The organism is Microvirga sp. 2MCAF35 (assembly GCF_052115545.1).
Classification (GTDB): Bacteria; Pseudomonadota; Alphaproteobacteria; order Rhizobiales; family Beijerinckiaceae; genus Microvirga.
The window spans coordinates 57246-83777 of sequence record NZ_JBFRGW010000004.1; the positions used below are offsets into that span (position 1 = coordinate 57246).

Sequence of the window (26532 nt, forward strand, 5' to 3'; positions counted from 1 at the left end):
GCTCCACTCCTTGAAGAGCGCATCGTTCAGTGCGGAAAACCGGATCCACTTTTCGCTAGCGCGGCCCGCTGGGTCCGCACGATGCGCTTGCTCGAGCAGCGCCAAGCTTGACCGTTGGTTTCCTTGTTCTTCTTCCGGCTCTTACTCTCCTGGCGACGTCTCACCCTGTCTGATCTTGGTCAGCCTGCGCCGCAAGGCAAGCTTGCGACGTCTCAAGCGTACCCGGCGCTTGAGACGGAAGGCGCGGATCAGGAGCGCGGCACCGAGCCAGATGAGGCCGATGACGATCGGCGACACGATCAGAACGGGAAAGACCGTCACCAGGATGGCAAGCGCCAGCAGCGCGGCGCCGATGATGGCGACACTGCTCGCCTCGGTGGCCGTGAGCGAGCGCGAGCCAACCGCCTTGCCGACCGTGCTCGACAGGGCGAGCGCGCCGGCAGCCAGCCTGCGGACGCCGCCTTTCTTGAAGCGATGGCCCCGGCGCGAGCGCATGTTTCGGGCTTGGCGGCGCCTGGATTGCCAGCCGGGAACGATCTCGGTCGCGTTGGCGAGATCCTCCAGGTACATCGCCTCCATGGCTTCGGCGAAGTGGACGTCCTCGACCACCACATCGAGCTCCCAGTTGGTCGCCCAACTCGCGATGTTGAGATTGGTGGAGCCGACGCGCGCCCAGCGGCCGTCGACGACGGCGGTCTTGGCATGGAGCATCGAGCCGTTCCACTCGAAGACCCTGATGCCGGCCTCGATCAGCGAGCGATAGCCGGCGCGCACCACCGGCTGCAGGGCGGGGACGTCGCTCGACCCGGGAACGAGGAGGCGTACGTCCACCCCGTCGCGCGCCGCTTCGCCCAAGGCCTGCACATAGGAGGTGGTGGCGACGAAATACGCGTCCGTGAGCCAGAGGTTGCGCTGGGCCGTCGCGGCGATGAACTGGTCGACCCGGTAGGTCCGGAACATGCCGGGCTCGCCGCTGATGACCCGGGCGGCCACCGAACCGGCCTGCGGGATCAGGTCGGCGTGGGGCAGCTCCGATTTCGGGATCGCCCTCATGCCGGCGAGGACCCAGCTCTCGGCGAAGGTCGCGTCGAGGTCGGCCACCACCGGGCCTTTTAGGGAAAGGCCGGTGTCGCGCCACGGCTCCGAGCCGTTCTTGCCGACCCAGCTGTCGGAGATGCACAGGCCCGACACGAAGGCGATGCGCCCGTCGACAGTGATCAGCTTGCGATGGTTTCGGCGGATCCAGAACGGATCGGTCAGCCGGGGCGGATTGAAGACCCGGGCCTCGACGCCCGCCTCCCGCAGGCGCCGCCAGTAATGGGGCAGGGCGCGGAAGGAGGAGCCGAGCCAGTCGTAGAGTACGCGCACCCGCACGCCGGCGCGCGCGCGCTCCATCAGGGCTTCCGCGAACGCACGGCCCGTGTCGTCGTCGGCGATGATGAAGTTCTCGAAATGAATGACGGTCGTGGCCGACCGGATCGCCTCCAGCCAGGCGGGATAGTTCTCGCGCGAGTCCCGGAGCAGGGCGATGGCGTTGCCCTGGCGCAGGTCGCTGTCGGCGATGCGCGAGAACGCGCGCTCGAGGCGCAGGTCGTCCAGGGCTTTGCGATAGGGGTGGGCATGGCTTCCAGGCTGGGTCGTCACGATGTTCATGACCTCTCAACGCTCGAAACAGGCAATCGGCAGCAGCCCAGCTTCATAGGCCTTCACCTTCATGCTGCGGGCCTGACCATAGGGTAGGAATAAACCACGCGACCCGAAACCCTTCACGGTTGGTTAACCCTAACCCCAACTTCCACAACTTGGCCATAATTCACCTTAATCCCCCAAAGTCCCTTCGCGGTTGACGGAACCCTCCCTTAACCATCCTCCCGATATGAAAGACACAACGTTCGGCAAACGTATGTGTAAGGAGTATTGCCAATGATGACGCTGCGCGCTGTCAAGTTCGCCGCTGCTATCGTCCTCGCCCTCGGGGCGGCGGCGTGTTCGTCCAACAAAGATGGTATGGCCGACGGAGCCGGAGGCTTCGGGGCAGGCGGTGCCGCCACCCCGGGCAGCGCCCAGGATTTCGTCGTCAACGTGGGTGACCGCGTGTTCTTCGAGACCGACTCGACCGACCTCACCCCCACGGCCGTCGCGACCCTGGACAAGCAGGCCCAGTGGCTGCAGCGCTACCCGCAATACACCTTCATCCTCGAAGGCCATGCGGACGAGCGCGGCACCCGCGAGTACAACTACTCGCTCTCCGCCCGCCGCGCCCAGGTCGTCCGCGACTACCTGATCTCCCGCGGCATCCCGGGCAACCGCTTCCGCACCGTGTCCTACGGCAAGGAGCGTCCGGTGGCGGTCTGCAACGACATCTCCTGCTGGTCGCAGAATCGCCGCGCGGTCACCGTGCTCGGCGGCGGGGCCGGGGCATAAGGCCCCACCTAGCGCATCGTGCGGACCCAGCGGGCCGCGCTAGCGAAAAGTGGATCCGGTTTTCCGCCCGAACGATGCGCCAGCCAATAGGGAGAGCATCGGATTCGATCCCAAAAGTGGTGTCCACTTTTGGGATCGATGCTCGTTCAAGCCCTCGTGAACCCGCAAAGCGCCGCCACGTCCTCGCCGTGGCGGCGCTTTTGTGTTATCGGCCTCCTCGTTCGAGGACCCTCACGGTATCCAGCATGTTTCGACGCCTCTTTGTCTTTTCCGCCTTTGCTCTCGCTCTGGCCGCGACCTCGGTTTCCCCTGCCGCCGCGCAGGATGCGGCCGACGCGATCGTGCGCCTGAACCGGCTCGAGAGCCAGTTCCGCCAGCTCTCCGGCCAGATGGAGCAGCTCCAGTACGAGAACCGCCAGCTCAAGGAGCAGCTCCGCAAGTTCCAGGAGGACGTGGAGTTCCGGTTCCAGGAGCGCAGCGGCGGTTCGCGCCCCGCCGCGCCGCCGACGGCGACGCCCTCGCGCCCCGCCCAGCCGGCCCCGGCTCAGCCGCAGCGGCGGAGCGACGTGTTCGATCCCTCCGAGACGCCGGATGCCCCCGGCGCCCCGCGTCCGCTCGGCACCACGGTGCCGTCCGCCCCCCTGACGGCGGACGCGAATCGCCCCATGCCGCTGCCCGGCGGGCAGCTCGCGGAACTGATCGAACAGGACGAGCAGGGCGGCCTCGACGGCGCTCCGATGGACGGCGGCGGGCCTGGCAGCTTGGCTCCCCTTCCGCAGGGCGCGCTGGCAGAACGTCCCGGCCCGAGCGTTGCGGCGACGAGCGTGGGCAATCCGCGTTCCGACTTCGACGCGGCCTATGCCTCGTTCACGCAGAAGCAGTACGACCAGGCCGAGATGGGCTTTCGCCGCTTCCTCCAGTCCAATCCCCGCGACAAGCTGGTGCCCGAGGCGACCTTCTGGCTGGGCGAGACCTATCTCCAGCGCGGCCGTTACCGCGAGGCAGCCGAGCAGTTCCTGAACGTCTCGGCCGAGCATCCCGACGCCCCCAAGGCGCCCGATTCTCTGCTTCGGCTCGGCATCTCCCTGAACGGGCTCGGCGCCAAGGATCGCGCCTGCGCCGTTTTGGCAGAGCTCGACCGCAAGTATCCCCAGGCCTCGGCTCCCGTCCGTCAGGCATCCGACCGCGAGCAGAAGCGCATCAAGTGCAGCTGAGCCGCTGACGATTTTCGATCAGGGCCGAACGATGGCCTCGCCTCCGCCTCCCGACGATGCGCTCTCGGTTGAAGGGCTGGAGCGCCTTTTCGCCTCCTTGAACCACGCCTCGGGCATCATCGCGGCCGTGTCCGGTGGGCCCGACTCGATGGCCCTAATGCAATTGCTCGCCCGCTGGCACGCCACGGGTTCACGGCCCCCCGTTCTCGTCGCCACCATCGACCATGGCCTGCGGGCCGAGGCCGCCGAGGAGGCCGCTTTCGTCGCCCGGGAGGCCGACGCCCTGGGCTTGCCGCACCGAGTTCTCGCCTGGACGGGAGACAAGCCCCGGACCGGAATCCAGGAGGCCGCCCGCGCGGCGCGCTATCGGCTCCTTGCCGACCACGCCCAGGCGGCAGGGACGTCGCATCTCGTCACGGCCCACACCCTCGACGATCAGGCCGAGACGATCATGATGCGCCTGGCCCGGGGCTCGGGCCTGTCCGGGCTTGCCGGCATGCGCGGGGAAATGGAGCGCCACGGAATCGTTCATGTGAGGCCGTTTCTCGGATGGCCCAAGGCGCGCCTTCTCGATCTCTGCCGGAGCCAAGGCTGGCGCTTCGTCGAGGATCCGTCGAACACCAACACGCTTTATGCCCGTGTCCGCTGGCGCGGGCTCATGCCGCTGCTGGCGACGGAAGGGCTCGACGCCGAGCGTCTCGCGCGCTTCGCCGAGCGCGCCGCCCGCGCCGACGAGGCCCTCGATCGCAAGGCGCGGGAAGCGCTGGACCGAGCCGAGCCCTCCAACGCGGGCGACAGCCTCTCATTCCAGGCGGGCATCCTTGCAAGCGAGCCTTTCGAAATTGCGCTGCGGGTCCTGGCGCAGGCCCTTGGTCGGGCAGGGCTCGCGCTTGAGAACAGCCGGCTGAACAGGCTCGAAGCCTGCACGGAGCGTCTGAGAGAAGCCATCGGGGCAGGGGAGGCGTTGAGGCTCACCATCGCCGGAGCGCTCGTGCGGCTGGATCGTTCGGGCCGGGTGTCCATCGGGGCGGAACCGCCGCGGCAGCGGGGCCGTTAGTCAAATCTCTTAGCCAACGTTATCGGATCGCGCCGTATAGGCGCCGCATTCCCTTGGCAAGGCGAGACGGTATGCCTACATTGAGTTTAACCGCACGGGGAGACCTCCCCGCGCTTCATCTCCCTCTGGGGCAGAACCTGATCCGATGAATTCAAATTTCCGCAACTTCGCCTTGTGGGTCGTCATCTTCCTCCTGGTGCTGGCGCTCGTGACCCTTTTCCAGAGCCCGGGCCAACGGGGCGGCGGCAGCGATATCGCCTATAGCCAGCTCCTCAGCGAGGCCGATGCCGGACGCATCACCAGCGTCGTCATCTCCGGTCCGGAGATCAGCGGCACCTATACGGACGGCCGCACCTTCACGACCTATGCTCCGAGCGACCCGATGCTCGTGACGAAGCTGCAGCAGAAGGGCGTCTCGATCACCGCTCGTCCGCAATCGGATTCGACCCCCTGGTTCATCGCGGTCCTCATGAACATCCTACCCATCGCGCTCTTCATCGGCGCCTGGGTGTTCCTGTCGCGCCAGATGCAGAGCGGCGCCGGCCGGGCCATGGGCTTCGGCAAATCCAAGGCGAAGCTCCTGACGGAAGCGCATGGTCGCGTCACCTTCGACGATGTCGCGGGCATCGACGAGGCCAAGGAAGACCTGCAGGAGGTCGTGGAATTCCTGCGCGACCCGCAGAAGTTCCAGCGCCTCGGCGGCCGCATCCCGCGCGGCGTGCTGCTCGTCGGCCCTCCCGGCACCGGTAAGACCCTGACGGCTCGTGCGGTCGCGGGCGAGGCAAACGTGCCGTTCTTCACCATCTCGGGCTCGGACTTCGTCGAGATGTTCGTCGGCGTCGGCGCCTCCCGCGTGCGCGACATGTTCGAGCAGGCGAAGAAGAACGCCCCCTGCATCATCTTCATCGACGAGATCGACGCGGTCGGCCGCCATCGCGGCGCCGGCCTGGGCGGCGGCAACGACGAGCGCGAGCAGACCCTCAACCAGCTCCTGGTGGAGATGGACGGCTTCGAGGCCAACGAGGGCGTGATCATCATCGCGGCCACCAACCGTCCCGACGTGCTCGACCCGGCGCTCCTGCGTCCAGGCCGCTTCGACCGCCAGATCGTCGTCCCGAACCCGGACGTGGTCGGCCGCGAGAAGATCCTGCGCGTCCACGTGCGCAAGGTGCCGCTGGCGCCCGACGTGGACCTGAAGGTCATTGCCCGCGGTACCCCGGGCTTCTCGGGCGCGGACCTGATGAACCTCGTCAACGAGGCTGCCCTGCTCGCCGCCCGCCGCGGCAAGCGCATCGTCACGATGAAGGAGTTCGAGGACGCCAAGGACAAGGTGATGATGGGCGCCGAGCGCCGCACCCTGGTCATGACCGACGACGAGAAGCGCCTGACCGCCTATCACGAGGCCGGCCACGCCGTCGTGGCGCTTAACGTCCCGGCGACCGATCCGGTCCACAAGGCCACCATCATCCCGCGCGGCCGCGCACTGGGCATGGTCATGCAACTGCCCGAGCGGGACAAGCTGTCCATGTCCTACGAACAGATGACCTCGCGTCTCGCCATCATGATGGGCGGCCGCATCGCCGAGGAGATGATCTTCGGCAAGGAGAAGGTCACCTCGGGGGCCCAGTCGGACATCGAGCAGGCGACCCGTCTCGCCCGCATGATGGTGACCAAGTGGGGCTTCTCGCCCGAACTCGGCACCGTGGCCTATGGCGAGAACCAGGACGAGGTGTTCCTCGGTATGCAGATGGGCCGCCAGCAGAACGTGTCGGAGGCTACCGCCCAGAAGATCGACTCGGAGGTCCGCCGCCTGGTCGAGGACGGGCTCAACGACGCCCGCCGCATCCTGACCGAGAAGGCGCACGAACTCGAGGCCCTGGCCCGCGGCCTGCTCGAATACGAGACCCTGACCGGAGACGAGATCCGCAATCTCCTTGATGGCCAGCCCCCGGTGCGCGACACCGGCGAGGCCATCACCCCCAGCCGCGGTTCCGCCGTGCCTACCGCCGGCCGTGGCCGTCCGCGGGAGAGCGACGGGGGCATGGAGCCCCAGCCGCAGGCCTAAAGGCCCATCGGATCTGTAAAATTCAGAGCGCCCGCATCCAGCGGGCGTTCTTTTTTATTTACCTCAGAGATCTAATACTCCCTAAGGGCCGGGCTTAAGAGTGTAACAATCGCTTATCACTTGTGATGACGCGCATTGGCCTGAGAGCCTTGACCGAATTCGGGGAGGTTGCTTTGAAAAAGCCAAAGCGCGGATTAGCGCTACGGAATGCGGAGACAAAGCACGTGCGGAAATACTTCGGGACCGACGGAATTCGGGGCCGCGCCAACGGGATCATCACGCCGGATCTGGCCCTCAAGGTCGGGCAGGCGGCCGGTCTCATGTTCCAGCAGCGCGGCGATTACCGCCACCGGGTCGTGATCGGCAAGGACACGCGACTGTCCGGCTACATGATCGAGTCGGCCCTCCAGGCCGGGTTCACCTCGGTGGGCATGGATGTGCTGCTGCTTGGCCCGATCCCGACGCCTGCGGTCGCCATGCTGACGCGCTCCATGCGCTGCGACCTGGGCGTCATGATCTCCGCCTCCCACAACCCCTACGAGGACAACGGCATCAAGCTGTTCGGCCCCGACGGGTTCAAGCTCAGCGACGAGATGGAGCTTCAGATCGAGGCCCTGATCGATTCCGACCTGACGCGGCGCCTGGCCGATTCCGCCACCCTCGGCCGCGCCAAGCGCATCGAGAGCGTCCAGGCCCGCTATATCGAGTTCGCCAAGCGCACCCTGCCGCGCCAGATCGACCTGGAAGGCATGCGCGTCGTGATCGATTGCGCCAACGGCGCCGGCTACAAGGTCGCCCCGGAGGCCCTGTGGGAGCTGGGCGCCGAGGTCGTATCCATCGGCGTCGAGCCCAACGGCTTCAACATCAACCACGATGTCGGCTCCACCGCACCGGACGCCCTGATCCACAAGGTGCGCGAGCTGCGCGCCGATGTGGGCATCGCCCTCGACGGCGACGCGGACCGGGTGCTGATCGTTGACGAGAAGGGCCACAAGGTTGATGGCGACCAGCTCATGGCCGTCGTCGCCCGCTCCTGGAAGGAGGACGGCCGCCTCTCGCAGGACGGTATCGTGGCGACGATCATGTCCAATCTTGGCCTGGAGCGTTACCTGAACGGCATGGGCCTCGGCCTCGTGCGCACCGCCGTCGGCGACCGCTACGTGCTCGAGCACATGCGCGCCAACGGCTACAATCTCGGCGGCGAGCAGTCGGGCCACATCATCATGTCCGACTACACCACCACCGGCGACGGCCTCGTAGCGGCCCTCCAGCTCCTGGCGGTGGTCAAGAGCCTCGGCAAGCCCGTCTCGGAGGTCTGCCATTGCTTCGAGCCGCTGCCGCAGGTGCTCAAGAACGTGCGCTACAAGTCGGGCAAGCCCCTGCAGGAAGCCTCGGTCATCAAGGCCATCGAATCCGGCCGCGAGACCCTCGGCAATGCCGGCCGCCTCGTGATCCGCCCCTCCGGCACCGAACCGGTCATCCGGGTCATGGGCGAGGGCGACAACGCCGACCTCGTCAACCGCGTGGTGGACGACGTGGTGGAAGCGGTCACCCAGGCGGCATCCAAGGCTGCGGCTTAAGACACGACGCTCTTTTCCGTTTCAAAGCAAAAGCCCCGGCGAGATGATCGCCAGGGCTTTTTCATTTCATGTATCTTCCGGAGTTCTTTACCGACGTCATCACCGGGCTTGTCCCGGTGATCTCGATTGCATGAAACGCCGAGCCTCACCGTATCGGGATGGCCGGCACTGGCCGGCCATGACATGGGAGGGGCGAGCCAGAGCGTCTCGCAAAGACCGAGAAGCCCCATCCCATCACTCCGCCGCCTGGGCGGGCGGCACCTGCTTCGTGCGTGACGGCAGGTCATCCCCGTGAGCCACCTGGCCCGTCTCGGCGCGGAGCCTGTCGAGCAGCTCGCTCACGTAAGTGGCGGGCTTGGTGAAGCCGCCGAGGAGCAGGTAGATCGACGGGACCACGAGCATGGTCAGCATGGTCGAGACCGTGACGCCGCCGACGATCACCGAGCCGATGGCGTTGCGCGCCTCGGCGCCGGCGCCGGTGGACCAGGCGAGCGGGATCGCGCCGCCGATCATGGCGATCGAGGTCATCAGGATCGGGCGCAGGCGAAGGACGGAGGCCTCGACCACCGCGTCCCGTACCGAATACCCGCGCTCGCGCAGCTGGTTCGAGAATTCGACGATCAGGATGCCGTTCTTGGTCATGAGGCCGATGAGCAGGATCATGCCGATCTGGCTGTAGATGTTGAGCGTCTGCCCGGTGATGAACAGGGCCAGCAACCCGCCGGTCACCGCGAGCGGCACGGTCAGCATGATGATGAACGGATTGATCCAGCTCTCGAACTGCGCGGCCAGCACCAGGAACACCACCAGGAGCGCCATGGCGAAGGTCAGGTAGATCGCGCCGGTCGAGTCCAGGAAGTCCTTGGACTGGCCCGTATAGCCGATGCGCACCTCCGCCGGCAGGTTGTCGCGCACGATCTGCTGGAGGATGTCCAGCCCTTCGCCGATGGAGATGCCCGGCGCGAGCGAGGACTGGATCGTGATCGACCGCAGCCGGTCGAACCGGTTCAGGGCCTGCGGGGCGGCCGATTCCGTCAGGGTGACGAAGGACGAGAGCGGAACGAGCTCGCCGTTGGCAGCGCGCACGAAGGTGTTGGTGAGATCGTTAGGCGTCGCGCGGTCCTGGGCGCGGGCGCGCATGATCACCGGATATTCGTCGCCGCGGCTGACGAAGGTCGAGACCTCGGTCTCGCCGAACATCAGCTGGAGCGTATTGCCGATGTCCTGCACGGAGACGCCGAGATCGGCGGCGCGCTGACGGTCGATCTGCACGCGGATGTCCGGCTGCGACTCGCGGTAGTTGGAGTCCATGTTGACGAACTTGCCGGTCTCCTGGGCCTTCTGCATGACGGTGTCGCGCCAGCCGCGGATCGTTTCGTAATCGGGCCCGCCGAGCACGAACTGGATCGGCTGGCCGAAGCCGCCGGCGCCGCCGAAGGCGGGCGGATTGACGACCGAAACGCGCGCGCCGGGGAAACTCGACACCTTCGGTGTCATCTGGCGCACGATGTCCTGCTGGGACTGGGTCCGCTCCTCCCAGGGCACGAGGCGCACGATCACGATGCCCTCGTTGACCGGGGAGGGGCGGGCGAAGCCCGGAGCGACCTGACTCAGCATCGAGGCGACGAGGCCCTGCTCCTGAAGGGGCATGAGGGCCTTCTCGACTTCCTTCACCCGGTCGCGGGTATAATCGAGGCTCGCGCCTTCCGGCGCCTGGAGGCGGACGATGATGGCGCCGCGATCCTCGGTCGGGGCGAATTCCTTCGGCAGAGACTGGAACAGGCCGTAGGCCGAGAGGGATACCAGGACGCCGACGAAGAGAATGATCACGGGCGCGCGCAGGGCACGCGACAGAAGCCAGCGATAGCCGCCGTTCATCTTCTCGAAGAGCGGCTCGGTCATGCGCTGGATCCGGCCATGGGCGGGAACCATGAGCTTGGAGCACAGCATAGGGGTGAGCGTGCGCGCCACGACGCCCGAGAAGAAGATCGCGGCCGCGAGCGTGATGCCGAACTCGCGGAAGAGCTTGCCGGTATTGCCGGTCATGAAGGCGAGAGGCACGAACACGGCCATGAGCGTCGCCGTGGTGGCGATCACCGCGAAGCCGATCTCGCGGGCGCCGTCGAAGGAGGCGAGCAGCGGCGGCTGGCCCTCCTCGATGCGCCGATGGACGTTCTCGATCTCCACGATGGCGTCGTCCACCACGATGCCGATGGCCAGCACGATGGCGAGCAGGGTCAGCACGTTGATGGAGGCGCCGAAGAAGGCCATGACCATGAAGGCAGCGGTGATCGAAACCGGGATCGCCACCATGGCCACGATGGTGGAGCGCCAGTCGCGCAGGAAGAGCAGGATCACCAGGATCACGAGCGCGACGCCTTCCACGAGCGTGTGCAGCACGCCCTCGATGGAGGCGCGAATGAACTGGCTTTCGTCATAGGCGACTTCCGCCGTCGTGCCGGGCGGCAGGGAGCCCTTGAGTTCCTCCAGCTCCTTGCGCACGCCGTCGACTACGGACAGGGTATTGGCGGTCGACTGGCGCACGACGCCGAGGCCGATGGCGGTCTCGCCCGACTGGTAGAACTCGAACCGGGTGTCCTCCGGGCCCACCTCGACCTGGGCGACTTCGCCGAGCCGGACCAGGTAGCCATTCTTGTTGGTGACGATCACCTGCTGGAACTGCTCGGGCGTCGCGAGCCGGGAATCGGTCTTGACGGTGAATTCGCGCTGGCTGGACTCGATCCGCCCGCCCGGCAGCTCCACGTTCTGGCGCTTGATGGCGGTCTCGAGGTCCTGCACGGTCAGGCCGCGGGCGGCGAGCGCCGGCCGGTCGACCCAGATCCGCATGGCAAAGCGGCGCTCGCCGCTGAGGTTCACGTTGGCCACGCCCGGCACGGTGGACAGGCGATCCACATAGACGCGCTTGAGAAAGTCGCTGAGTTCGAGCGCATCCAGGGTGGTGGACGAAACGCCCACCCACAGGATGGCCGAGGCATTCGCATCGACCTTGCGGACCACCGGCGTATCGGATCCGTCCGGCAGCCGTCCGGTGACGCGGGAGATGGCGTCGCGCACGTCGGAGGTGGCGGCTTCCGGATCGCGGGAGACCTCGAACTCGATGGAGACCGAGGAGCGGTCGTTCTGGCTCTGCGACGTGATCTGCCGGATGCCCTCGATGCCCGCGACGGCGCCCTCGATGATCTCCGTCACCCGGCTTTCGATCACCTCGTTCGAGGCGCCGCGATAGACTGTGGAGACCGAGACGACCGGGCGGTCGACCTGCGGGTACTCGCGAACCGGCAGGTTCATGAGCGCTGCAAGGCCGCCCACGATCAGCAGCAGGCTGACCACGACAGCGAAGACGGGACGGCGGATGAAGAGGTCTGAAACCTGCATGGCTCTATTCGGTCCCGTTAGGGTCAAGTTTTTTGATAAGCACTCGGTGTCATCCCCGGCGAGCCGAAGGCGAGGGAAGGGGATCCACGATCACGCTCGGCGTTATGGATCCCCTTCCCGGTCCTAAAGGACCGCCGGGGATGACACGAACTGGTTTACTTCCGCTCGGCCGCCTGGGCGGCGCCGATGGCCTGGGGCATGTTCAACGAGGAGCGGGAGGGCTGCTCCCGGTTGGCTGCCGGAACGGGAGCTGCAGGCGCACCCGAGCCCACCGGGCGGGCGACGACCTCGGCCCCGGGGCGCACGCGCTGGACGCCAAGCACCACGATGGTCTCGCCGGCCTTGAGCCCCTCCACCACCTCGACTTTGCCGCCCTGGCGCTGCCCGATGGTGATGACGCGGCGCTCCACCTTGCTGTCCTTCACCGGATAGATGACGTGGCGTAGGCCTTCGCTGACGATGGCCTCTTCCGGTACCACGACCGCGTCGTCCTTGGTCGACACCTCGAGGGCCACCGACAGGAACATGCCGGGCTTCAGGGCCTCGTCACTGTTGTCGAACTCGGCCGTCAGGCGCGCCGTGCGGGTTGTCTGGTCCACGCGGGGATCGATGGTCGATACGCTGCCCTTGAAGGTGCGGCCCTTATAAGCCGCCGAGGTGGCGTTGACCGTCTGGCCCGGCTTGAGCCGTCCCAGGAGGTTTTCCGGCACCGCGAAGTCGAGGCGGATCTTGGACAGGTCGTCGAGGGAGGTGATGCGGGTGCCCGGGGCCACATAGGCACCGAGCGAGACGGAGCGGGTGCCGACACGGCCGGCGAAGGGCGCGCGGATCATCAGATCCTCGAGCCGGGCTTCCGCGGCCTTGCGCTGGGCGCGAGCGGAGGCGATCGACCCCTCCAGGGATTTCATCTGGGCCGTCAGGTCCTCGACCTGGGCCCCGGTGCCGGCGCCGGTGCGGCTCAGCGCCTGCGCACGCTCCAGCTTGATGGCGACTTCGTTCCGGAGCGCCTCGGCGCGGTTCGCCTCGGCGATGGTCTGCTCGATCTCGGCCCGGCGCTCGGCGGCATCGAACTGGACCAGCATGTCTCCGGCCTTGACCTTCTGGCCTTCGGTGAAGCCGATCTCGCCGACGATGCCTGCCACCTTGGCGGTCACGGTGATCGATTCATAGGCACGGACCGTGCCGACGGATTCCCGGGTCTCGACGATGCGCCCGGTCTTGACCGTATCCACGTCGACCGTCGCGGGGCCGGTCGGGCCGCCCCGTCCACGCCCGCCCTGGGCGGCCTGCTGCTGCCCCGCAGGTTGGCTCACATAAGCGCCGATCACCGGCACATTGGCCAGATAGCCGCCCTTGTAGGCGTACCAGCCGCCAAAGCCTGCTGCCCCCAGCACGGCAATGACAGCGAGTTGACCGGACACACGCATGCTCGCTCCTCACTCAGTCGTTCGACCTTATCGGCTTCTTGGTCGTAATTGTCGGAAGTTGTCCTAGCATAATATATGCCAAGTGCTGTGAGGATAACGCAGCAAACACGATGTTTTGTATTACGATTTCGTAATCTGAATTTCTTCGGGGCGGGTGAGGGTCGAGGATACCCCACAACGTGCTCCAAGCTTGACAATATTCCTGTTTTGTTCTATGAATTAATTCATATTTGAATGGATTTTTTGATGGTTTTGTCGACTTCGCAGAGAGATTGGAAGGCAGTCCGTCAGGCTTTTTCCTAAGCTCAGCTAGAGCTTCGGCGTCTGCGCCTGGCCCTCATGCTCAAGCGGTTCAATCCGAACCAGCCGCGCGTGCCGGCCGGGAATCCCAGCGGTGGACAATGGACAGACGGTGGTGCGGGTGAAGGAGACCAAGCGCGACCTTCCAATGGCTCGGGCGGGGAGAGAAGATCTCCTGCCAGGGTGAGGCTAGCAGGAGGCTTTACCAAAGATGACCTCGGTTCGAGTGCGCAGAACTTTGCCTCGGTAAATTACAAAGGGCGCATCAGGCCCGTCCTGCCACAGCAATTTCTCGATTTTACAATCGCAGATGTAATGCAAGCTGCAAAGAAAGGTGATCGTGCAGCCAGGACATGCCTGAAAATTCTCGGACGAGATAAATACAGAAAATAAGGAATTTGAAATGCAATTAACGGGAATAAGAGACCTGCTGTCCTTCCTGAACTATCTGGACAAGGAGCGTATCCATTACCGGCTGGACCATCTGCGGGAGGATTCCATCATGGTTTCCTTCACGCTCGTCGGCCTGCGTGTCGAACTCGACTTCTTCGACGATCATGTCGAGTTCAGCTTTTTCAAAGGCAGTGAGGAAGTCGAGACCGATACGGGCCTCCTAGCCGCCCTGATCAAGGAGCATTGGGGAGACGATTGAGACCCGGTCTCCTCGGGCACTGACCGCCGAGGCGGTGTGCGATGTGAATCCAGTTGACCGTGACCCGGCGCTCCGTCATACCGGTTGGCGGGACACCTCTCCCCACCGAGAGGCGCCCATCTGTAAGGATGGATACCATGACGAACCTGCCCGCCGCGCGTCCGCGCGCGCCTTTCTTCTCGTCCGGCCCCTGCGCGAAGCGCCCCGGATGGTCCCTGCAAAACCTGAAAACCGATAGCCTCGGCCGCTCGCACCGCGCGAAGCTCGGCAAGGCGCGCCTGAAGCTCGCCATCGACCTCACCCGCGAGGTGCTCGAGGTGCCGGCCGATTACCGCATCGGCATCGTGCCCGCCTCCGACACCGGCGCCGTCGAGATGGTGCTGTGGTCGATGCTCGGCGCCCGCCCGGTCGACATGCTGGCCTGGGAAAGCTTCGGCGAGGGCTGGGTCACGGACGTGGTGAAGCAGCTCAAGCTGTCGGACGCCCGCATCATCAACGCTGCTTACGGCGAGCTTCCGGATCTCTCCCAGGTCGATACGAAGAACCGCGACGTAGTCTTCACCTGGAACGGCACCACGTCCGGCGTGCGCGTGCCGAACGCAGACTGGATCGCGGCCGACCGCGAGGGGCTGACCATCTGCGACGCCACCTCGGCGGCCTTCGCGCAGAAACTCGATTTTTCGAAGCTCGACGTGGTCACCTTCTCCTGGCAGAAGGTGCTGGGCGGCGAAGCGGCCCACGGCATGCTCATCCTCTCGCCCCGCGCGGTGGAGCGGCTCGAGACCTACAAGCCTGCCTGGCCCCTGCCGAAGATCTTCCGCATGACCAAGGGCGGCAAGCTCATCGAGGGCATCTTCGAGGGCGAGACCATCAACACGCCGTCCATGCTCGCGGTCGAGGATTACATCGACGCGCTCGAATGGGCGAAGTCCATCGGTGGGCTAAACGCGCTCGTCGCCAAGGCCGATGCCAATGCGAAGGTCATCCTCGACTGGGTCGCGAAGACACCCTGGATCGCCAACCTCGCCAAGGTGCAGGCGACGGCCTCCAATACCAGCGTATGCCTCGTCATCGCCGATCCGGATGTGGTGGCCAGGGGGCCCGAGGCCGTGGTGCAGGTCGCCAAGGGCATCACGGCCGCGCTCGACAAGGAGGGAGTGGCCCTCGACATCGGCGCCTATCGCGATGCGCCTCCCGGCCTTCGCATCTGGTGCGGCGCGACGGTCGAGCAATCCGATCTCGAAGCCCTGACGCCCTGGCTCGACTGGGCCTTCGCGCAGGAAAAGGCGAAGCTCGCGAAAGCGGCTTGAACTTCATCCTCCCCTTGAGGGGGAGGGTCGACGCCCGTCAGGGCGGCGTGGTGGGGTGGCAACACGGCCCGTCATCGTCGCCCTCGGACCTAACGCCAGCAATACAAACCGAAAGCGCCGTTCACCCCACCCCGGCTCTTCGAGCCGACCCTCCCCCTCAAGGGGAGGGTAGAAGGGGCGGCACATCTGAGGTGCACCATGCCCGCTCCCCGCGTACTCATTTCCGACGCTCTCTCCTCCGCCGCCGTGCAGATCTTCAAGGATCGCGGCATCGACGTCGATTTCCAGCCGGACCTCGGCAAGGACAAGGATAAGCTCGCTGCCATCATCGGCAACTACGACGGCCTTGCCATCCGGTCAGCCACCAAGGTGACGGCGAAGATCCTCGAACAGGCGAAGAACCTGAAGGTGATCGGCCGCGCCGGCATCGGCGTCGACAATGTCGAGATTCCCGCCGCCACGGCGAAGGGCATCATCGTCATGAACACGCCCTTCGGCAATTCCATCACCACGGCCGAACATGCGATCGCGATGATGTTCGCCCTCGCGCGCCAGATCCCGCAGGCGGATGCGTCGACGCAGGCCGGCAAGTGGGAGAAGAACCGCTTCATGGGCGTGGAGCTCACCGCCAAGGTGCTCGGCGTGATCGGCTGCGGCAATATCGGCTCCATCGTGGCCGACCGCGCCATCGGGTTGCGCATGAAGGTGATCGCCTACGATCCGTTCCTGTCGCCGGAGCGCGCGGTCGAACTCGGCGTCGAGAAGGTGGAGCTGGACGACCTGCTTCGCCGCGCCGACATCATCACCCTGCACGTGCCGATGACCGAGAAGACGAAGAACGTGCTCTCGGCCGAGAACATCGCCAAGACCAAGAAGGGCGTGCGCATCGTCAATTGCGCTCGCGGCGGTCTCGTCGACGAGGCGGCGCTGCGCGCGGCGCTCGATTCCGGCCACGTGGCGGGCGCGGCCTTCGACGTGTTCGTCGAGGAGCCGGCGACATCCAATCCGCTCTTCGGCCATCCCAACGTGGTCTGCACGCCGCATCTCGGCGCGGCCACGACGGAAGCGCAGGAGAACGTGGCCCTGCAAGTGGCCGAACAGATGTCGGATTACCTGCTGCAGGGCGCGATCCAGAACGCCGTGAACTTCCCCTCGATCACAGCGGAGGAGGCGCCGCGCCTGAAGCCGTTCGTTGCGCTCGCCGACAAGCTCGGCTCCTTCCTGGGCCAGCTCACGGAAGCGCCGATCAAGGGCATCCGCATCGAATACGAGGGCACTGTCGCGGAGATGAACACCCGCGCGCTCACCTCGGCTGCGGTGACCGGTGTGCTGCGTCCGTTCCTGCAGGACATCAACATGGTGTCGGCTCCCGTCGTGGCGCGCGAGCGCGGCATCATGGTGGAAGAGGTCAAGCGCGAGAGCGCGGCCCGCGATTACGAGAGCTTCATCCGCATCATCGTCGATGCGGAGGACATGTCGCGCCACGCGGGCGGCACCGTGTTCCAGGACGGCAAGCCGCGCGTGACCGAGATCCGCGACATCATGGTCGATGCCGAGTTCGCGCCGAACATGATCTACGTGCGCAACGACGACAAGCCCGGCTTCATCGGCCGCTTCGGCACCCTGCTCGGCGAATCCGGCGTGAACGTCGCGACCTTCGCGCTCGGCCGCGACAAGCCCGGCGGCGATGCCATCTGCTTCGTGTCGGTGGACGAGCCCGTGTCGGACGAGCTCCTGCGCAAGATCGAGGAGATCCCGCAGGTCAAGCGCGCCCGCGCGGTGCGGTTCTAGAGCATCGGACCCAAAAGTGGATCTGCACTTTTGGGATTCAATCCGATGCTCCAAGTCTCAAGAGGCGCACCTTCCGGCGAAGTGGATTTCGGTTCGCCGAAAGAGAAGATGCAGAGAAAGAGGAACGAGGAACGCATCATGGCACCGATCCCGTCACAACGCTTCGTCCTGACGCTCGCCTGCGCGAACCGTCCCGGCATTGTGGCGGCCGTGGCGGGTCACCTGTCGGAGGCGGGCCTCAACATCCTCGACGCGCAGCAATACGACGATACGCAGACGGATCGTTTCTTCATGCGTGTCGTGTTCAATCCCGTGACGGGAGAGAGCGACATCGAAGCGCTGAAAAGCGGCTTCACGCCGCTCGCCGAACGCTTCGGCATGACGTGGACGATGAGCGACCAGGGCCGGAAGCAGCGCGTCATGCTGCTGGTCTCGAAGTTCGACCATTGCCTTGCGGACCTGCTCTATCGCTGGCGCATCGGCGAACTCGGTTTCGAGCCCGTCGGCGTCATCGCCAATCATCCGGCCGAAACCTACAGCCATGTGGATCTGGGCGACGTACCGTTCCACTGCCTTCCCGTGACGAAGGACACCAAGCTCGAACAGGAGGCGCAGGTCTGGGAGATCATCCGCGACTCCAAGGCCGACCTCGTGGTGCTCGCGCGCTACATGCAGGTGTTGTCGGACGGTCTCGCGGCGAAGCTCGCGGGCCGCTGCATCAACATCCACCACTCGTTCCTTCCGAGCTTCAAGGGCGCCAAGCCCTATCACCAGGCCCATGCCCGTGGCGTGAAGCTGATCGGCGCGACCGCGCATTACGTGACGTCCGATCTCGACGAGGGCCCGATCATCGCGCAGGACGTGGAACCGATCACGCATCGCGACTCGGCCGAGGATCTCGTGCGCAAGGGCCGCGACATCGAACGCCGCGTGCTGGCGCGCGCTGTGCGCTACCACCTGGAAGACCGCATTCTCCTCAACGGCCGCAAGACCGTGGTGTTCGCGGATTAGTTCGGCGTAGCGTCATACTAGCGATGTCATCACCGGCCTTGTGCCGGTGATCCCGATCAGTAAGGCGCAGCGCTCTTCCAACGTCATGGCCGGGACGAGCCCGGCCATGACGTTGGAAGTGTCCTTTCGCTTCTACCGCCGCCGCTCCGCGAGCCAGATGCCGCCGAGCACCAGGGCCAGTCCGACCGCGTGGTAGAGGGCGAAGGGCTCGCCGAGGAGGACCACCGCGAGCAGGGCGCCGAACACCGGCACCAGGTTGACGAACAGTCCCGCCCGCGTCGGGCCGATCAGCTCCACGCCGCGGATGAAGAAGATCTGCGAGAGCAGCGATGGCATGAGCGCGACATAGAGCAGGATGAGCCAGCCCTTGTGCGTGGGAAACTGTGCCGTGCCCTGGATCATCTCCACGCCGACCAGGGGCAGGGAGCTGACGAAGGCCACGAGGGCCATGGCGGTGAAGAACACGAGGCCCGGCATCTGCGGGCGATAGCGCAGGCCCAGCGTGTAGACCGAATAGAACACGCACGCGATCAGCATCCAGACGTCGCCGATGTTGATCGCGAGCGTCTTCAGGATCTCCCAATCGGCTTTGACCGAAACCGTGATCACGCCGATCAGCGTCACGGCCATGCCGACGATCTGCAGCGGGATCGCGCGGGCACGGAAGACGACGATCATGCCGATGAGGACGAAGACGGGGATCGAGCCCTGGAAGATGGTGAGATTGACCGCGCTGGTGTGGTGGGCGGCGGCATAGAAGAGCGCGTTGAACGCGGTGAAGCCGGAGACACCCATGATGAGCGTGAAGAACCATCGCTCCTTGAATTTCGCCCGCTCGGCCACGAGCTGGCGCCCCACGAGCGGCAGCAGGATCGCCACCACGACGACCCACCGCAGGCAGGTGAGCACCATGGGCGAGACTTCGCCGATGGCGAGCCGGCCGGCGATGCCGTTGCCGGCCCACATGAGCGTGGTGAGGACCAAAAGCAGATAGGCCTGCCCCCAGAGCCCCTGCCGCAGCGATTGCAGAAATTTCATCGGAGGGTGGACCTCTCTAGCGCATCGTTAGGAAAAGTGGATCCGGTTTTCCGCTTCAACGATGCGCTTCCTGTATGAAGATTGTATCGGATTGATCCCAAAAGTGGGTTCCACTTTTGGGTCCGATACAATTGCGCTTGCGGCGGTGTGCCGTTCGGCTAAACCGGCTCGAAAGAGAGCGGGTGACACGCATGGGCTTAAGGTTTCTGGTGGTCGAGGGCAATACGCGGGGCGCAAGGCAGGCCCACAAGGATGTCTATGGACTCATGCCGTCGGAATCGTATGCGGCGGTGATTCAGGCCATCGAGGGCGAGGCCATCTGCGACATCGCCTTTCCGGCCGACGAGGGGGCGAACCTGCCGGATGCGTCCGGGCTCGAGTCCTATGACGGCATCGTCCTGACCGGCTCGCATCTCAACATCTACGACCGCACGTCCGATATTCTCAGCCAGATCGACCTGATGCGGGCGGTCTATGCGTCCCGCACCCCGTCCTTCGGCTCCTGCTGGGGCCTGCAGGTGGCGGCGGTCGCGGCGGACGGGGACGTGCGGCCCAACCCGCTCGGGCGCGAAGTGGGCCTCGCCCGCAAGCTTACGGCCACGGAGATGGGCCGGGGGCATCCGCTGCTCGAGGGGCGGCCCGCGGCCTATGACGCGCCGGCCATCCACCTCGATATGGTGACGGCCCTGCCGGCGGATTGCACGGTGCTCGCCGGCAACGTCGTCTCCCCCGTCCAGGCCGCCGAAATCCGCCAGGACGGAGGCGTGTTCTGGGGCGTGCAGTATCACCCCGAATTCTCCTTGGGCGAACTGGCCGTCATCCTGGGCCGCCGAACCGAGATCCTCGTGAAGGAAGGCTTCTGCCGGACCGCAGAAGAGGCCGTGGCCTATGCCCAGGACCTGACCGCCCTCGACAGGGATCCCGCCCGCTTCGACCTCGCCTGGCGGCACGGCATCGACGCGGAGGTGCTCGATCCCCAGCGCCGCACCCGCGAGATCCGCAACTTCATCGAGCACCGGGTGAAGACGGCGAAGAGCGCGCGGGGACGGGCCTGAGCCACGCAGCGCTCCCGCTCGGGCCGGCATTACCGATCCTTAACTTGAGCTCCTGCCCGGCTGGCACGATCATGGCGCCTCCCGTGCCCGGAGCCGAATCTCTCTCATGCGCAAGTCCTTTTTGTTGCGTCTGCATCGGTGGGTGGCTTTGACCTTCGCCCTGCCGCTGCTGGCGGTCGTGGCGAGCGGCCTGATCCTCTCCTTCGAACCCATCGTGGTGCAGAGCGCCATCAAGCCCGGCACCGTCTCGGTGCAGATTGTCGAAGGACTGCTCCAGCGATACGACCCGCAGGGCACGGCGCGCGCGCTCTTCCTGCGTCCGAACGAGAACACGCTGACGGTCAACGGCGTGCAGTCAGGCGGAAGCGTGACGGTCGATCTCGGAACGGGCGAGCCCGTGGCCCGGGCGACGCGGTCGGCCTCCGACATTTTCGGAACGGCGCGTCAGATCCATGAGCATCTGCTCCTGCGGGCGGGATGGCTGGTGACCGCCTCGACGATCGCCATGCTGGCGCTCATCGGGCTCGGGATTTTCATGGGCTGGCCCAGGCTGCGCAACACGCTGCCGGGCTGGCACAAGGGTATCGCCTGGTTCCTGCTGCCGGTCGTGATCCTCTCTCCGCTGACGGGCCTCCTCCTGGCCTTCGGCATCTCCTTCGCGCCTGCGCCGGCTCCCTCCGGCGCGTCCGGTTCGCCTTTGCCCCTGCGGGAGGCCGTGCGCGTGCTCGCGGTCGAGCACGACCTGTCGTCCGTAAGCTGGATCCGCCCCCTCGGCCGCAATCTCGTGGCCCGCGTGGCCGAGGACGGGGAAATGAGAACCTACGCCATCAGCCGTGAGGGGGCCGTTCCCATGGCCCGCAGCTGGCCCCGCCTCATCCATGAGGGCAACTGGGGCGGCTTTGCGCTGGCCATCCTGAACCTCGTCACGTCGGTGGCCCTCCTGGGCCTTCTGGTCACGGGCAGCTGGATCTGGCTGCGCCGCCAGCTGCGGCGGATTTCAATGCGGCAGCGTTTCGCAAAAGCGACGTAACGGCGGGCGCCGTCGCCTCTGCCTCATGGCCGGGCTTGTCCCGGCCATCCCGCTGCTGAAGAGCGCTGCGCCTCGATCCATCGGGCTCCCCGGCCCGAGGCCGGTGATGACGTGCTGGGTGACGTGGAGGGCGCGGCGAGCGAACGTTATGTTCTCACTTTGTTCTTGACAGCCGGTGCAAGCTCGGCTATATCGTTCTCTATTCCCGCCCGACGAGGGGCGCGCTCGCGAGGCGTCAGCCAGTGTGGGGCGGGAAGCGGTCCGGTCGCAGGCCTCGCAAGCGTGTGGCCGGAGGCCCTTGGCAGCCTTGTGCTGGTCCAAGTCTAAACGCCTAAAAGAACCGCGTGCGAGGCGCCGTCCGGCTCTTCCACTCTCACAGTCACAGCGAGCCGGGCAGCCCAGCGCACCCTCCCTCGATCCCGTCAGGCTCGCAGCGCAAGCTGCGGGCCCCAAACGGCTGGCTTTTTGTTCAATGACCCCGTTTCACATCCGCCAGGGCGCGGCCGAGTGCGTCGGCCAGGGTTTCCCGCTCCGGCGGGGACAGATCGCGGGCGATCTCCACCTGTTCGTTGCGGAAGCTCAGCGAAAGGTGCTGCATGCCGTATTCGTCGTCGATCTCGCGGTCGATGCGGGTCCAGAGCGGATTGAACTGCCAGTCCTTCACGTCGCCGCGAGGGCTCACCTTGCGGAACAGGAGGCGGATCGGCGTCAGCTCAAGAAGCTCGAAGGCCTGACCCTGACGATAACTGACGCGGAAGGCGATGTAGAGGCCCAGAAAATCGAGGCCGAAGAAACCGGCCACCGGCCAGAACCCCATAATCACGAAGGGCAGGCTCGCCACGACCGAGGTGAGGCAGACCAGCACCATGAGCGTCCTGAAGCCCTGCGGGCTCAGGGACCGGTGCGGGCGGATCACGGCCGAGAAAACCGGCCGCTCGAACCGGTCGATCTCGCCATAAGGTGCCTTGCCGCTTGCCATGCCTCAAGTATAACGCAGAAATGTCCGATCTGAAGCCGTCCTCCCGCCGCATCGCCAAGACAAAATCAGGTTCAAGATCGAGCTCGAAAGCGAGCCCGAAACCGAAGCCGGCCGTTCCAGCGAAGGCCGTCGGGAAGGCGCTTCGCACGCGGACCCCGAAGCCCGTCGACCGGGCGACGATGATCGAGGTGTTCCGGCGCCTGCACGCGGCCAACCCGGAGCCCAGGGGCGAACTCGACTACATCAATCCCTATACGCTGCTGGTCGCCGTGGCGCTCTCGGCGCAATCGACCGATATCGGCGTCAACAAGGCGACGAAGAGCCTCTTTCCCATCGCCGACACGCCCGCGAAGATGCTCGCTCTCGGCGAGGAGGGCCTGCGCGAGCACATCAGGACGCTCAATTTTTACAACACGAAGGCGAAGAACGTCATCGCGGCGGCCAAACGCCTCGTGGAGGAGTTCGGCGGCGAGGTGCCCAATTCCGTCGAGGTGCTGGAAACCCTGCCGGGCGTCGGGCGCAAGACCGCGAGCGTTGTGGTCAACATCGCCTTCGGCGATCCGCGCGTTGCCGTCGACACGCATATCTTCCGCGTCACCAACCGAATTCCGCTGGCGATCACCAAGACGCCCTTGGACACACAGGTCGCGCTGGAGGCCCTGATCCCGGACGAGTTCCGGCTCCACGCCCATCACTGGCTCATCCTGCACGGACGCTACATCTGCAAGGCGCGTAAGCCGGAATGCTGGCGCTGCCCGATCAACGACCTGTGCCGCTATCCGGACAAGACGATTCCCTAGAGCATCGAACGCAAAAGTGAGCACCGGTTCTGCGTGCAAAGATGCGTCAAGCCAAAAGCTGAAAGCATCGGAGGTGAGTTCGAGTTCACCCTGATGCGCTACAGCATCGGACCCAAAAGTGGATTTGCACTTTTGGGATCCATCCGATGCTTTTTCTCTTGGCTGGCGCATCGGATGGAGCGGACCCGCAGGGCCGCGTCAGCGAATACCGGGTCCACTTTTCCGTCCGATGCGTTAGATCGGAACGCCTGCGGGCCTGAGGCAGCGGGGCGCGGCCGGGACGCAGGCGATTCCCGGTGTCGAGCAGGCAAGGCCTTCAGGCACGCGGCGGCAGACGACGCAGCCGTCGGTCCACTCGGCACAGGCGGGTCCCGGAGGCCCGCCCTGTGTGGCAGGCTGCGAACCGCCCCCCACACCCGCGATCACGGCGAGGAGCACGACCAGCAGGGCGACCGCGATGGACAGCGTGACTGCCAGGGTCTCGTCGTGGGACGGCATCGATCAGCCGTAGACCATCAGGGCGGCAAGGCCTGCGGCACCCACGATGATGCGCCAATAGGCGAAGGGCGTGAAGCCGTGGCGGGACACATAATCCAGGAACAGCTTCACCACCACGAGCGCCGCCACGAAGGCGGACAGGAAGCCCGCCACGATGATCATGCCGTCATTGGCAGAGAGATATTTGTAGTTCTTCAGGAGGTCGTAGGCGAAGGCGCCGGCCATGGTCGGCATCGCGAGGAAGAACGAGAACTCGGCGGCGGCGCGCTTCGAGGCGCCCATCAGCATGGCGCCGACGATGGTCGCGCCCGAGCGGGAGACGCCCGGCACCATGGCGGCGCATTGGACGAGGCCGATCTTGAAATACATCGACAGGGGGAAGCGGGTCGCGTCGGTCTTGGTCGCCTCGAGCGGCAAACGGTCGATGGCCATGAGCACGAAGCCGCCGAGGATCAGGGTGGTGCAGACGACCCAGGGGTCGAACAGAACCTCCTTGATGAAGCCGTGCAGCAGGGCCCCGATCACGGCGGCCGGCAGGAAGGCCACGAGGACGCCGACGACGAAATGGCGCGCCATCGGATCGTGCGGCAGGGCCTTGGCGATGGAGAGAAGCTTGTTGAAATAGACGGACAGGATCGCCAGGATCGCGCCGAGCTGGATCAGAACCTCGAAGGTCTTGGCCGTCGACTCGAAGCCCAGGAAGTGGCCGACGAGGAGCAGGTGGCCCGTGGAGGAGACCGGAAGGAATTCCGTCAGACCTTCGATGAGGCCGAGAAAGAGCGCCTCGATGATTTGCGACATCGTTGAAAATCCTGAAAACGGCGCCAGATGCGGGAGCACGTCGTATCTGTCAAGCAAGGTTTGCGCTGCCAGCGTAGCCCTTTTGCATCACAGACATGAGATTCACCAATATTCCTTACCAACCCTTAACGAAGCACGGCCTTATTCTCGCCGCCTGTTTCGCGTCACTCATAGTTTCATGGCCATCCTTCATTCCTATCCGTTTTGTCCGCAGTCGCGGTTCGCGCGTCTCATCTTCGCGGAGCTCGGCCTTGAGCCGGATATGGTCGAGGAGAAGCCGTGGGACCGGCGCATTCCCTATCTGGAGATCAACCCCGCCGGAAATCTGCCGCTCTTCATCGACGATAATGGACTTGCCGTCGCGGGACCATCAAGTCTTGCGGAGTATCTCGACGAGACCCGGGGAGAGGACCTGCGGGACAGGCGCTTCCTGCCGCGGGATCTCGAGCACAGGGTCGAGGTCCGCCGCCTGCTCGACTGGTTCCTGGTCAAGTTTCACGGCGAGGTCTCGGATTATCTTGCCACAGAAAAGATCTATAAGCGGTTCATGCCCATCGAACTGGGGGGCGGCCCGCCGGACATGGGCGCGATTCGCGCCGCCCAGACCAATGTGCGATACCATCTCAAATATATCGGTTTTCTGATTTCCGCGCGGAATTGGCTGGCCGGCGACCAGATGACCTATGCGGATCTGGCGGCGGCGGCCCATCTGTCGGTGGTGGATTATCTCGGCGACGTGCCATGGGACGAGGACGAAACAGCGAAGCATTGGTATGCCAGGATCAAGTCCCGGCCGTCCTTTCGCGCGCTCCTCGCCGACCGGGTGCCCGGGATGGCGCCGGCGGGACATTACGACAACCTGGATTTCTAGACGGGGAGGCGCTGAAACGCGCCTTCATCGAACGGGCGAAGGCCCTCGGCTTCGACACGATCCGCATCGCTAAGCCGGATTCGATCCCGCTGGCGCCCGAGCGGCTCAAGGCCTGGCTGGAGGCCGGCCACCACGGTTCCATGGAATGGATGGCGGAAACGGCGGAGCGCCGCGCCGATCCGAAGGCCCTGTGGCCCGAGGTGCGCAGCGTCATCCTGCTCGGGCTGAACTACGGTCCTGCTGAAAACCCGTTGGCCGAACTGGCGCGGACGGATCGCGGCTACATCTCCGTCTATGCCCGCAATCGCGACTATCACGACGTGATCAAGGGCAAGCTCAAGGAGGCGGCGGGCTTTCTCGCGTCCAAGGCATCGTCGGATGTGAAGGTCTTCGTCGATACGGCCCCGGTCATGGAGAAGCCGCTCGCGGAGGCGGCGGGGCTCGGGTGGCAGGGCAAGCACACGGTGATCGTCTCGCGCGAGTTCGGCGACTGGCTGTTCCTGGGCGCCATCTTCACCACGGCGGAGCTGCCGGCCGACGCGCCGGAGACGGACCATTGCGGCTCATGCCGCCGCTGCCTCGACGTCTGCCCGACGAACGCTTTTCCCGCACCCTATCAGCTCGATGCGAGGCGCTGCATCTCGTATCTGACCATCGAGCACAAGGGGCACATCCCGGGGGAGCTGCGCCCCGGCATCGGCAACCGGATCTTCGGCTGCGACGATTGTCTTGCCGTTTGTCCGTGGAACAAGTTCGCCCAGGCGGGGCGAGAGGCCCGGCTGGTGCAGCGGGATGATCTTTCGGCGCTACCGCTGGCGGAACTCGCTCGGCTCGACGATCCGAGCTTTCGCGCCCGCTTCGCCGGCACGCCGGTCAAGCGCACCGGGCGCGATCGCTTCATCCGCAACGTGCTCATCGCCATCGGCAATTCTCGCGATGCCGCCCTGGCCGACGAAGCCCAGCGCCTCCTCGACGATGCCTCGCCGCTCGTGCGGGCGATGGCGGTCTGGGCTCTCACTCGCCTGCTTCCGCCGGAGACCGTTGCCCGTCATGCCGAAGGACGGCTGGAGCGCGAGGACGATCCGGACGTGCGCGAGGAATGGCGGCGGGCGATGGCGGCGATCGAGGTTCTTTGATCTCAAAAGGCTGAACGATTCCCTCTCGCCTCATCCTGAGGAGGTGCGAAGCACCGTCTCGAAGGATCGTCCAGTGTGCACGGGAGGCGCCCTCGTC

At 65.5% G+C, this 26532-nt stretch carries 21 protein-coding genes; 14 read left to right on the plus strand and 7 right to left on the minus strand.

Annotated features, from left to right (window positions below; all coding sequences use genetic code 11):
* Positions 1-141: 141 nt before the first annotated feature.
* Complete coding sequence (locus AB4097_RS03210) at positions 142-1653, minus strand: phospholipase D-like domain-containing protein (RefSeq protein ID WP_442037164.1); 1512 nt, start codon at positions 1651-1653, stop codon at positions 142-144.
* A 270-nt stretch (positions 1654-1923) separates the two neighbouring features.
* Between AB4097_RS03210 and pal the strand changes: the two genes are divergently transcribed.
* The 5 genes from pal to glmM all read left to right on the plus strand — a co-directional run bounded on the left by pal (position 1924) and on the right by glmM (position 8340).
* The gene (gene pal / locus AB4097_RS03215) at positions 1924-2424 is read left to right on the plus strand and encodes a peptidoglycan-associated lipoprotein Pal (RefSeq protein WP_009763444.1); all 501 of its coding nucleotides are present in this window, start codon (positions 1924-1926) and stop codon (positions 2422-2424) included.
* Positions 2425-2669: 245 nt separating this feature from the next.
* A complete protein-coding gene (ybgF, locus tag AB4097_RS03220) occupies positions 2670-3638 on the plus strand; it encodes a tol-pal system protein YbgF (protein WP_442037165.1) in 969 nt (322 codons plus the stop codon).
* A gap of 31 nt (positions 3639-3669) precedes the next feature.
* A complete protein-coding gene (tilS, locus tag AB4097_RS03225) occupies positions 3670-4695 on the plus strand; it encodes a tRNA lysidine(34) synthetase TilS (RefSeq protein WP_442037166.1) in 1026 nt (341 codons plus the stop codon).
* 145 nt (positions 4696-4840) lie between these two features.
* Positions 4841-6760 carry an ATP-dependent zinc metalloprotease FtsH gene (gene ftsH / locus AB4097_RS03230; RefSeq protein ID WP_442037167.1) on the plus strand — a complete coding sequence of 640 codons (1920 nt, stop codon included), beginning with the start codon at positions 4841-4843 and terminating at the stop codon, positions 6758-6760.
* A 224-nt stretch (positions 6761-6984) separates the two neighbouring features.
* Complete coding sequence (gene glmM / locus AB4097_RS03235) at positions 6985-8340, plus strand: phosphoglucosamine mutase (RefSeq protein ID WP_442037168.1); 1356 nt, start codon at positions 6985-6987, stop codon at positions 8338-8340.
* A gap of 234 nt (positions 8341-8574) precedes the next feature.
* Here glmM and AB4097_RS03240 read toward each other — a convergent pair whose 3' ends face one another.
* Both AB4097_RS03240 and AB4097_RS03245 read right to left on the minus strand, forming a co-directional pair.
* Positions 8575-11736 (minus strand): efflux RND transporter permease subunit, encoded by a 3162-nt coding sequence (locus AB4097_RS03240; protein WP_442037169.1) that lies wholly within the window; start codon positions 11734-11736, stop codon positions 8575-8577.
* Between the two features lie 155 nt (positions 11737-11891).
* The gene (locus tag AB4097_RS03245) at positions 11892-13163 is read right to left on the minus strand and encodes an efflux RND transporter periplasmic adaptor subunit (RefSeq protein ID WP_442037170.1); all 1272 of its coding nucleotides are present in this window, start codon (positions 13161-13163) and stop codon (positions 11892-11894) included.
* Positions 13164-13866: 703 nt separating this feature from the next.
* Here AB4097_RS03245 and AB4097_RS03250 point away from each other — a divergent pair.
* From AB4097_RS03250 to purU, 4 genes are all read left to right on the plus strand, one after another.
* Positions 13867-14115 (plus strand): hypothetical protein, encoded by a 249-nt coding sequence (locus tag AB4097_RS03250; protein ID WP_442037171.1) that lies wholly within the window; start codon positions 13867-13869, stop codon positions 14113-14115.
* Between the two features lie 137 nt (positions 14116-14252).
* Complete coding sequence (locus AB4097_RS03255; protein WP_442037172.1) at positions 14253-15425, plus strand: phosphoserine transaminase; 1173 nt, start codon at positions 14253-14255, stop codon at positions 15423-15425.
* 198 nt (positions 15426-15623) lie between these two features.
* Positions 15624-17216, plus strand: a complete 1593-nt coding sequence (gene serA, locus AB4097_RS03260; protein WP_442037173.1) for a phosphoglycerate dehydrogenase — start codon at positions 15624-15626, stop codon at positions 17214-17216.
* Positions 17217-17363: 147 nt separating this feature from the next.
* Positions 17364-18227 carry a formyltetrahydrofolate deformylase gene (gene purU, locus AB4097_RS03265; RefSeq protein WP_442037246.1) on the plus strand — a complete coding sequence of 288 codons (864 nt, stop codon included), beginning with the start codon at positions 17364-17366 and terminating at the stop codon, positions 18225-18227.
* 132 nt (positions 18228-18359) lie between these two features.
* Here purU and AB4097_RS03270 read toward each other — a convergent pair whose 3' ends face one another.
* Entirely contained in the window at positions 18360-19265 is a 906-nt protein-coding gene (locus tag AB4097_RS03270) for a DMT family transporter (protein WP_442037174.1), read from the minus strand.
* 191 nt (positions 19266-19456) lie between these two features.
* On the opposite strand from AB4097_RS03270, the gene AB4097_RS03275 reads away from it, so the two are divergent.
* Positions 19457-20320 (plus strand): type 1 glutamine amidotransferase, encoded by an 864-nt coding sequence (locus tag AB4097_RS03275; protein ID WP_442037175.1) that lies wholly within the window; start codon positions 19457-19459, stop codon positions 20318-20320.
* 106 nt (positions 20321-20426) lie between these two features.
* Complete coding sequence (locus tag AB4097_RS03280; RefSeq protein ID WP_442037176.1) at positions 20427-21350, plus strand: PepSY domain-containing protein; 924 nt, start codon at positions 20427-20429, stop codon at positions 21348-21350.
* 469 nt (positions 21351-21819) lie between these two features.
* Here the strand turns inward: AB4097_RS03280 and AB4097_RS03285 are convergent, their stop codons facing one another.
* Entirely contained in the window at positions 21820-22329 is a 510-nt protein-coding gene (locus tag AB4097_RS03285; RefSeq protein WP_442037177.1) for a DUF2244 domain-containing protein, read from the minus strand.
* Between the two features lie 20 nt (positions 22330-22349).
* Between AB4097_RS03285 and nth the strand changes: the two genes are divergently transcribed.
* A complete protein-coding gene (gene nth, locus AB4097_RS03290) occupies positions 22350-23129 on the plus strand; it encodes an endonuclease III (protein WP_442037178.1) in 780 nt (259 codons plus the stop codon).
* A 234-nt stretch (positions 23130-23363) separates the two neighbouring features.
* Here the strand turns inward: nth and AB4097_RS03295 are convergent, their stop codons facing one another.
* Positions 23364-23627, minus strand: a complete 264-nt coding sequence (locus AB4097_RS03295; protein WP_442037179.1) for a hypothetical protein — start codon at positions 23625-23627, stop codon at positions 23364-23366.
* 3 nt (positions 23628-23630) lie between these two features.
* Positions 23631-24428: an undecaprenyl-diphosphate phosphatase gene (locus AB4097_RS03300; RefSeq protein WP_442037180.1), complete on the minus strand. Its 798-nt coding sequence runs from the start codon at positions 24426-24428 to the stop codon at positions 23631-23633.
* A 178-nt stretch (positions 24429-24606) separates the two neighbouring features.
* Between AB4097_RS03300 and AB4097_RS03305 the strand changes: the two genes are divergently transcribed.
* On the plus strand, positions 24607-25299 hold the full coding sequence (locus AB4097_RS03305; RefSeq protein WP_442037181.1) for a glutathione S-transferase family protein: 693 nt from the start codon (positions 24607-24609) through the stop codon (positions 25297-25299).
* Entirely contained in the window at positions 25197-26435 is a 1239-nt protein-coding gene (gene queG, locus AB4097_RS03310; protein WP_442037182.1) for a tRNA epoxyqueuosine(34) reductase QueG, read from the plus strand. Before AB4097_RS03305 ends, queG begins: the two co-directional genes overlap by 103 nt.
* The last annotated feature ends 97 nt before the right edge of the window (positions 26436-26532 follow it).

Excerpts from the sequence above, each read along its gene's own strand:
- AB4097_RS03305 (WP_442037181.1), top strand. The coding sequence starts at position 24,607 with ATGGCCATCCTTCATTCCTATCCGTTTTGTCCGCAGTCGCGGTTCGCG.
- AB4097_RS03270 (WP_442037174.1), bottom strand. The coding sequence starts at position 19,265 with ATGAAATTTCTGCAATCGCTGCGGCAGGGGCTCTGGGGGCAGGCCTAT.
- AB4097_RS03245 (WP_442037170.1), bottom strand. The coding sequence starts at position 13,163 with ATGCGTGTGTCCGGTCAACTCGCTGTCATTGCCGTGCTGGGGGCAGCA.
- pal (WP_009763444.1), top strand. The coding sequence starts at position 1,924 with ATGATGACGCTGCGCGCTGTCAAGTTCGCCGCTGCTATCGTCCTCGCC.
- AB4097_RS03240 (WP_442037169.1), bottom strand. The coding sequence starts at position 11,736 with ATGCAGGTTTCAGACCTCTTCATCCGCCGTCCCGTCTTCGCTGTCGTG.
- nth (WP_442037178.1), top strand. The coding sequence starts at position 22,350 with ATGTCCGATCTGAAGCCGTCCTCCCGCCGCATCGCCAAGACAAAATCA.
- AB4097_RS03300 (WP_442037180.1), bottom strand. The coding sequence starts at position 24,428 with ATGTCGCAAATCATCGAGGCGCTCTTTCTCGGCCTCATCGAAGGTCTG.
- AB4097_RS03210 (WP_442037164.1), bottom strand. The coding sequence starts at position 1,653 with ATGAACATCGTGACGACCCAGCCTGGAAGCCATGCCCACCCCTATCGC.
- AB4097_RS03280 (WP_442037176.1), top strand. The coding sequence starts at position 20,427 with ATGCGCAAGTCCTTTTTGTTGCGTCTGCATCGGTGGGTGGCTTTGACC.
- tilS (WP_442037166.1), top strand. The coding sequence starts at position 3,670 with ATGGCCTCGCCTCCGCCTCCCGACGATGCGCTCTCGGTTGAAGGGCTG.
- AB4097_RS03250 (WP_442037171.1), top strand. The coding sequence starts at position 13,867 with ATGCAATTAACGGGAATAAGAGACCTGCTGTCCTTCCTGAACTATCTG.
- AB4097_RS03255 (WP_442037172.1), top strand. The coding sequence starts at position 14,253 with ATGACGAACCTGCCCGCCGCGCGTCCGCGCGCGCCTTTCTTCTCGTCC.
- AB4097_RS03295 (WP_442037179.1), bottom strand. The coding sequence starts at position 23,627 with ATGCCGTCCCACGACGAGACCCTGGCAGTCACGCTGTCCATCGCGGTC.
- AB4097_RS03285 (WP_442037177.1), bottom strand. The coding sequence starts at position 22,329 with ATGGCAAGCGGCAAGGCACCTTATGGCGAGATCGACCGGTTCGAGCGG.
- AB4097_RS03275 (WP_442037175.1), top strand. The coding sequence starts at position 19,457 with ATGGGCTTAAGGTTTCTGGTGGTCGAGGGCAATACGCGGGGCGCAAGG.
- ftsH (WP_442037167.1), top strand. The coding sequence starts at position 4,841 with ATGAATTCAAATTTCCGCAACTTCGCCTTGTGGGTCGTCATCTTCCTC.
- ybgF (WP_442037165.1), top strand. The coding sequence starts at position 2,670 with ATGTTTCGACGCCTCTTTGTCTTTTCCGCCTTTGCTCTCGCTCTGGCC.
- serA (WP_442037173.1), top strand. The coding sequence starts at position 15,624 with ATGCCCGCTCCCCGCGTACTCATTTCCGACGCTCTCTCCTCCGCCGCC.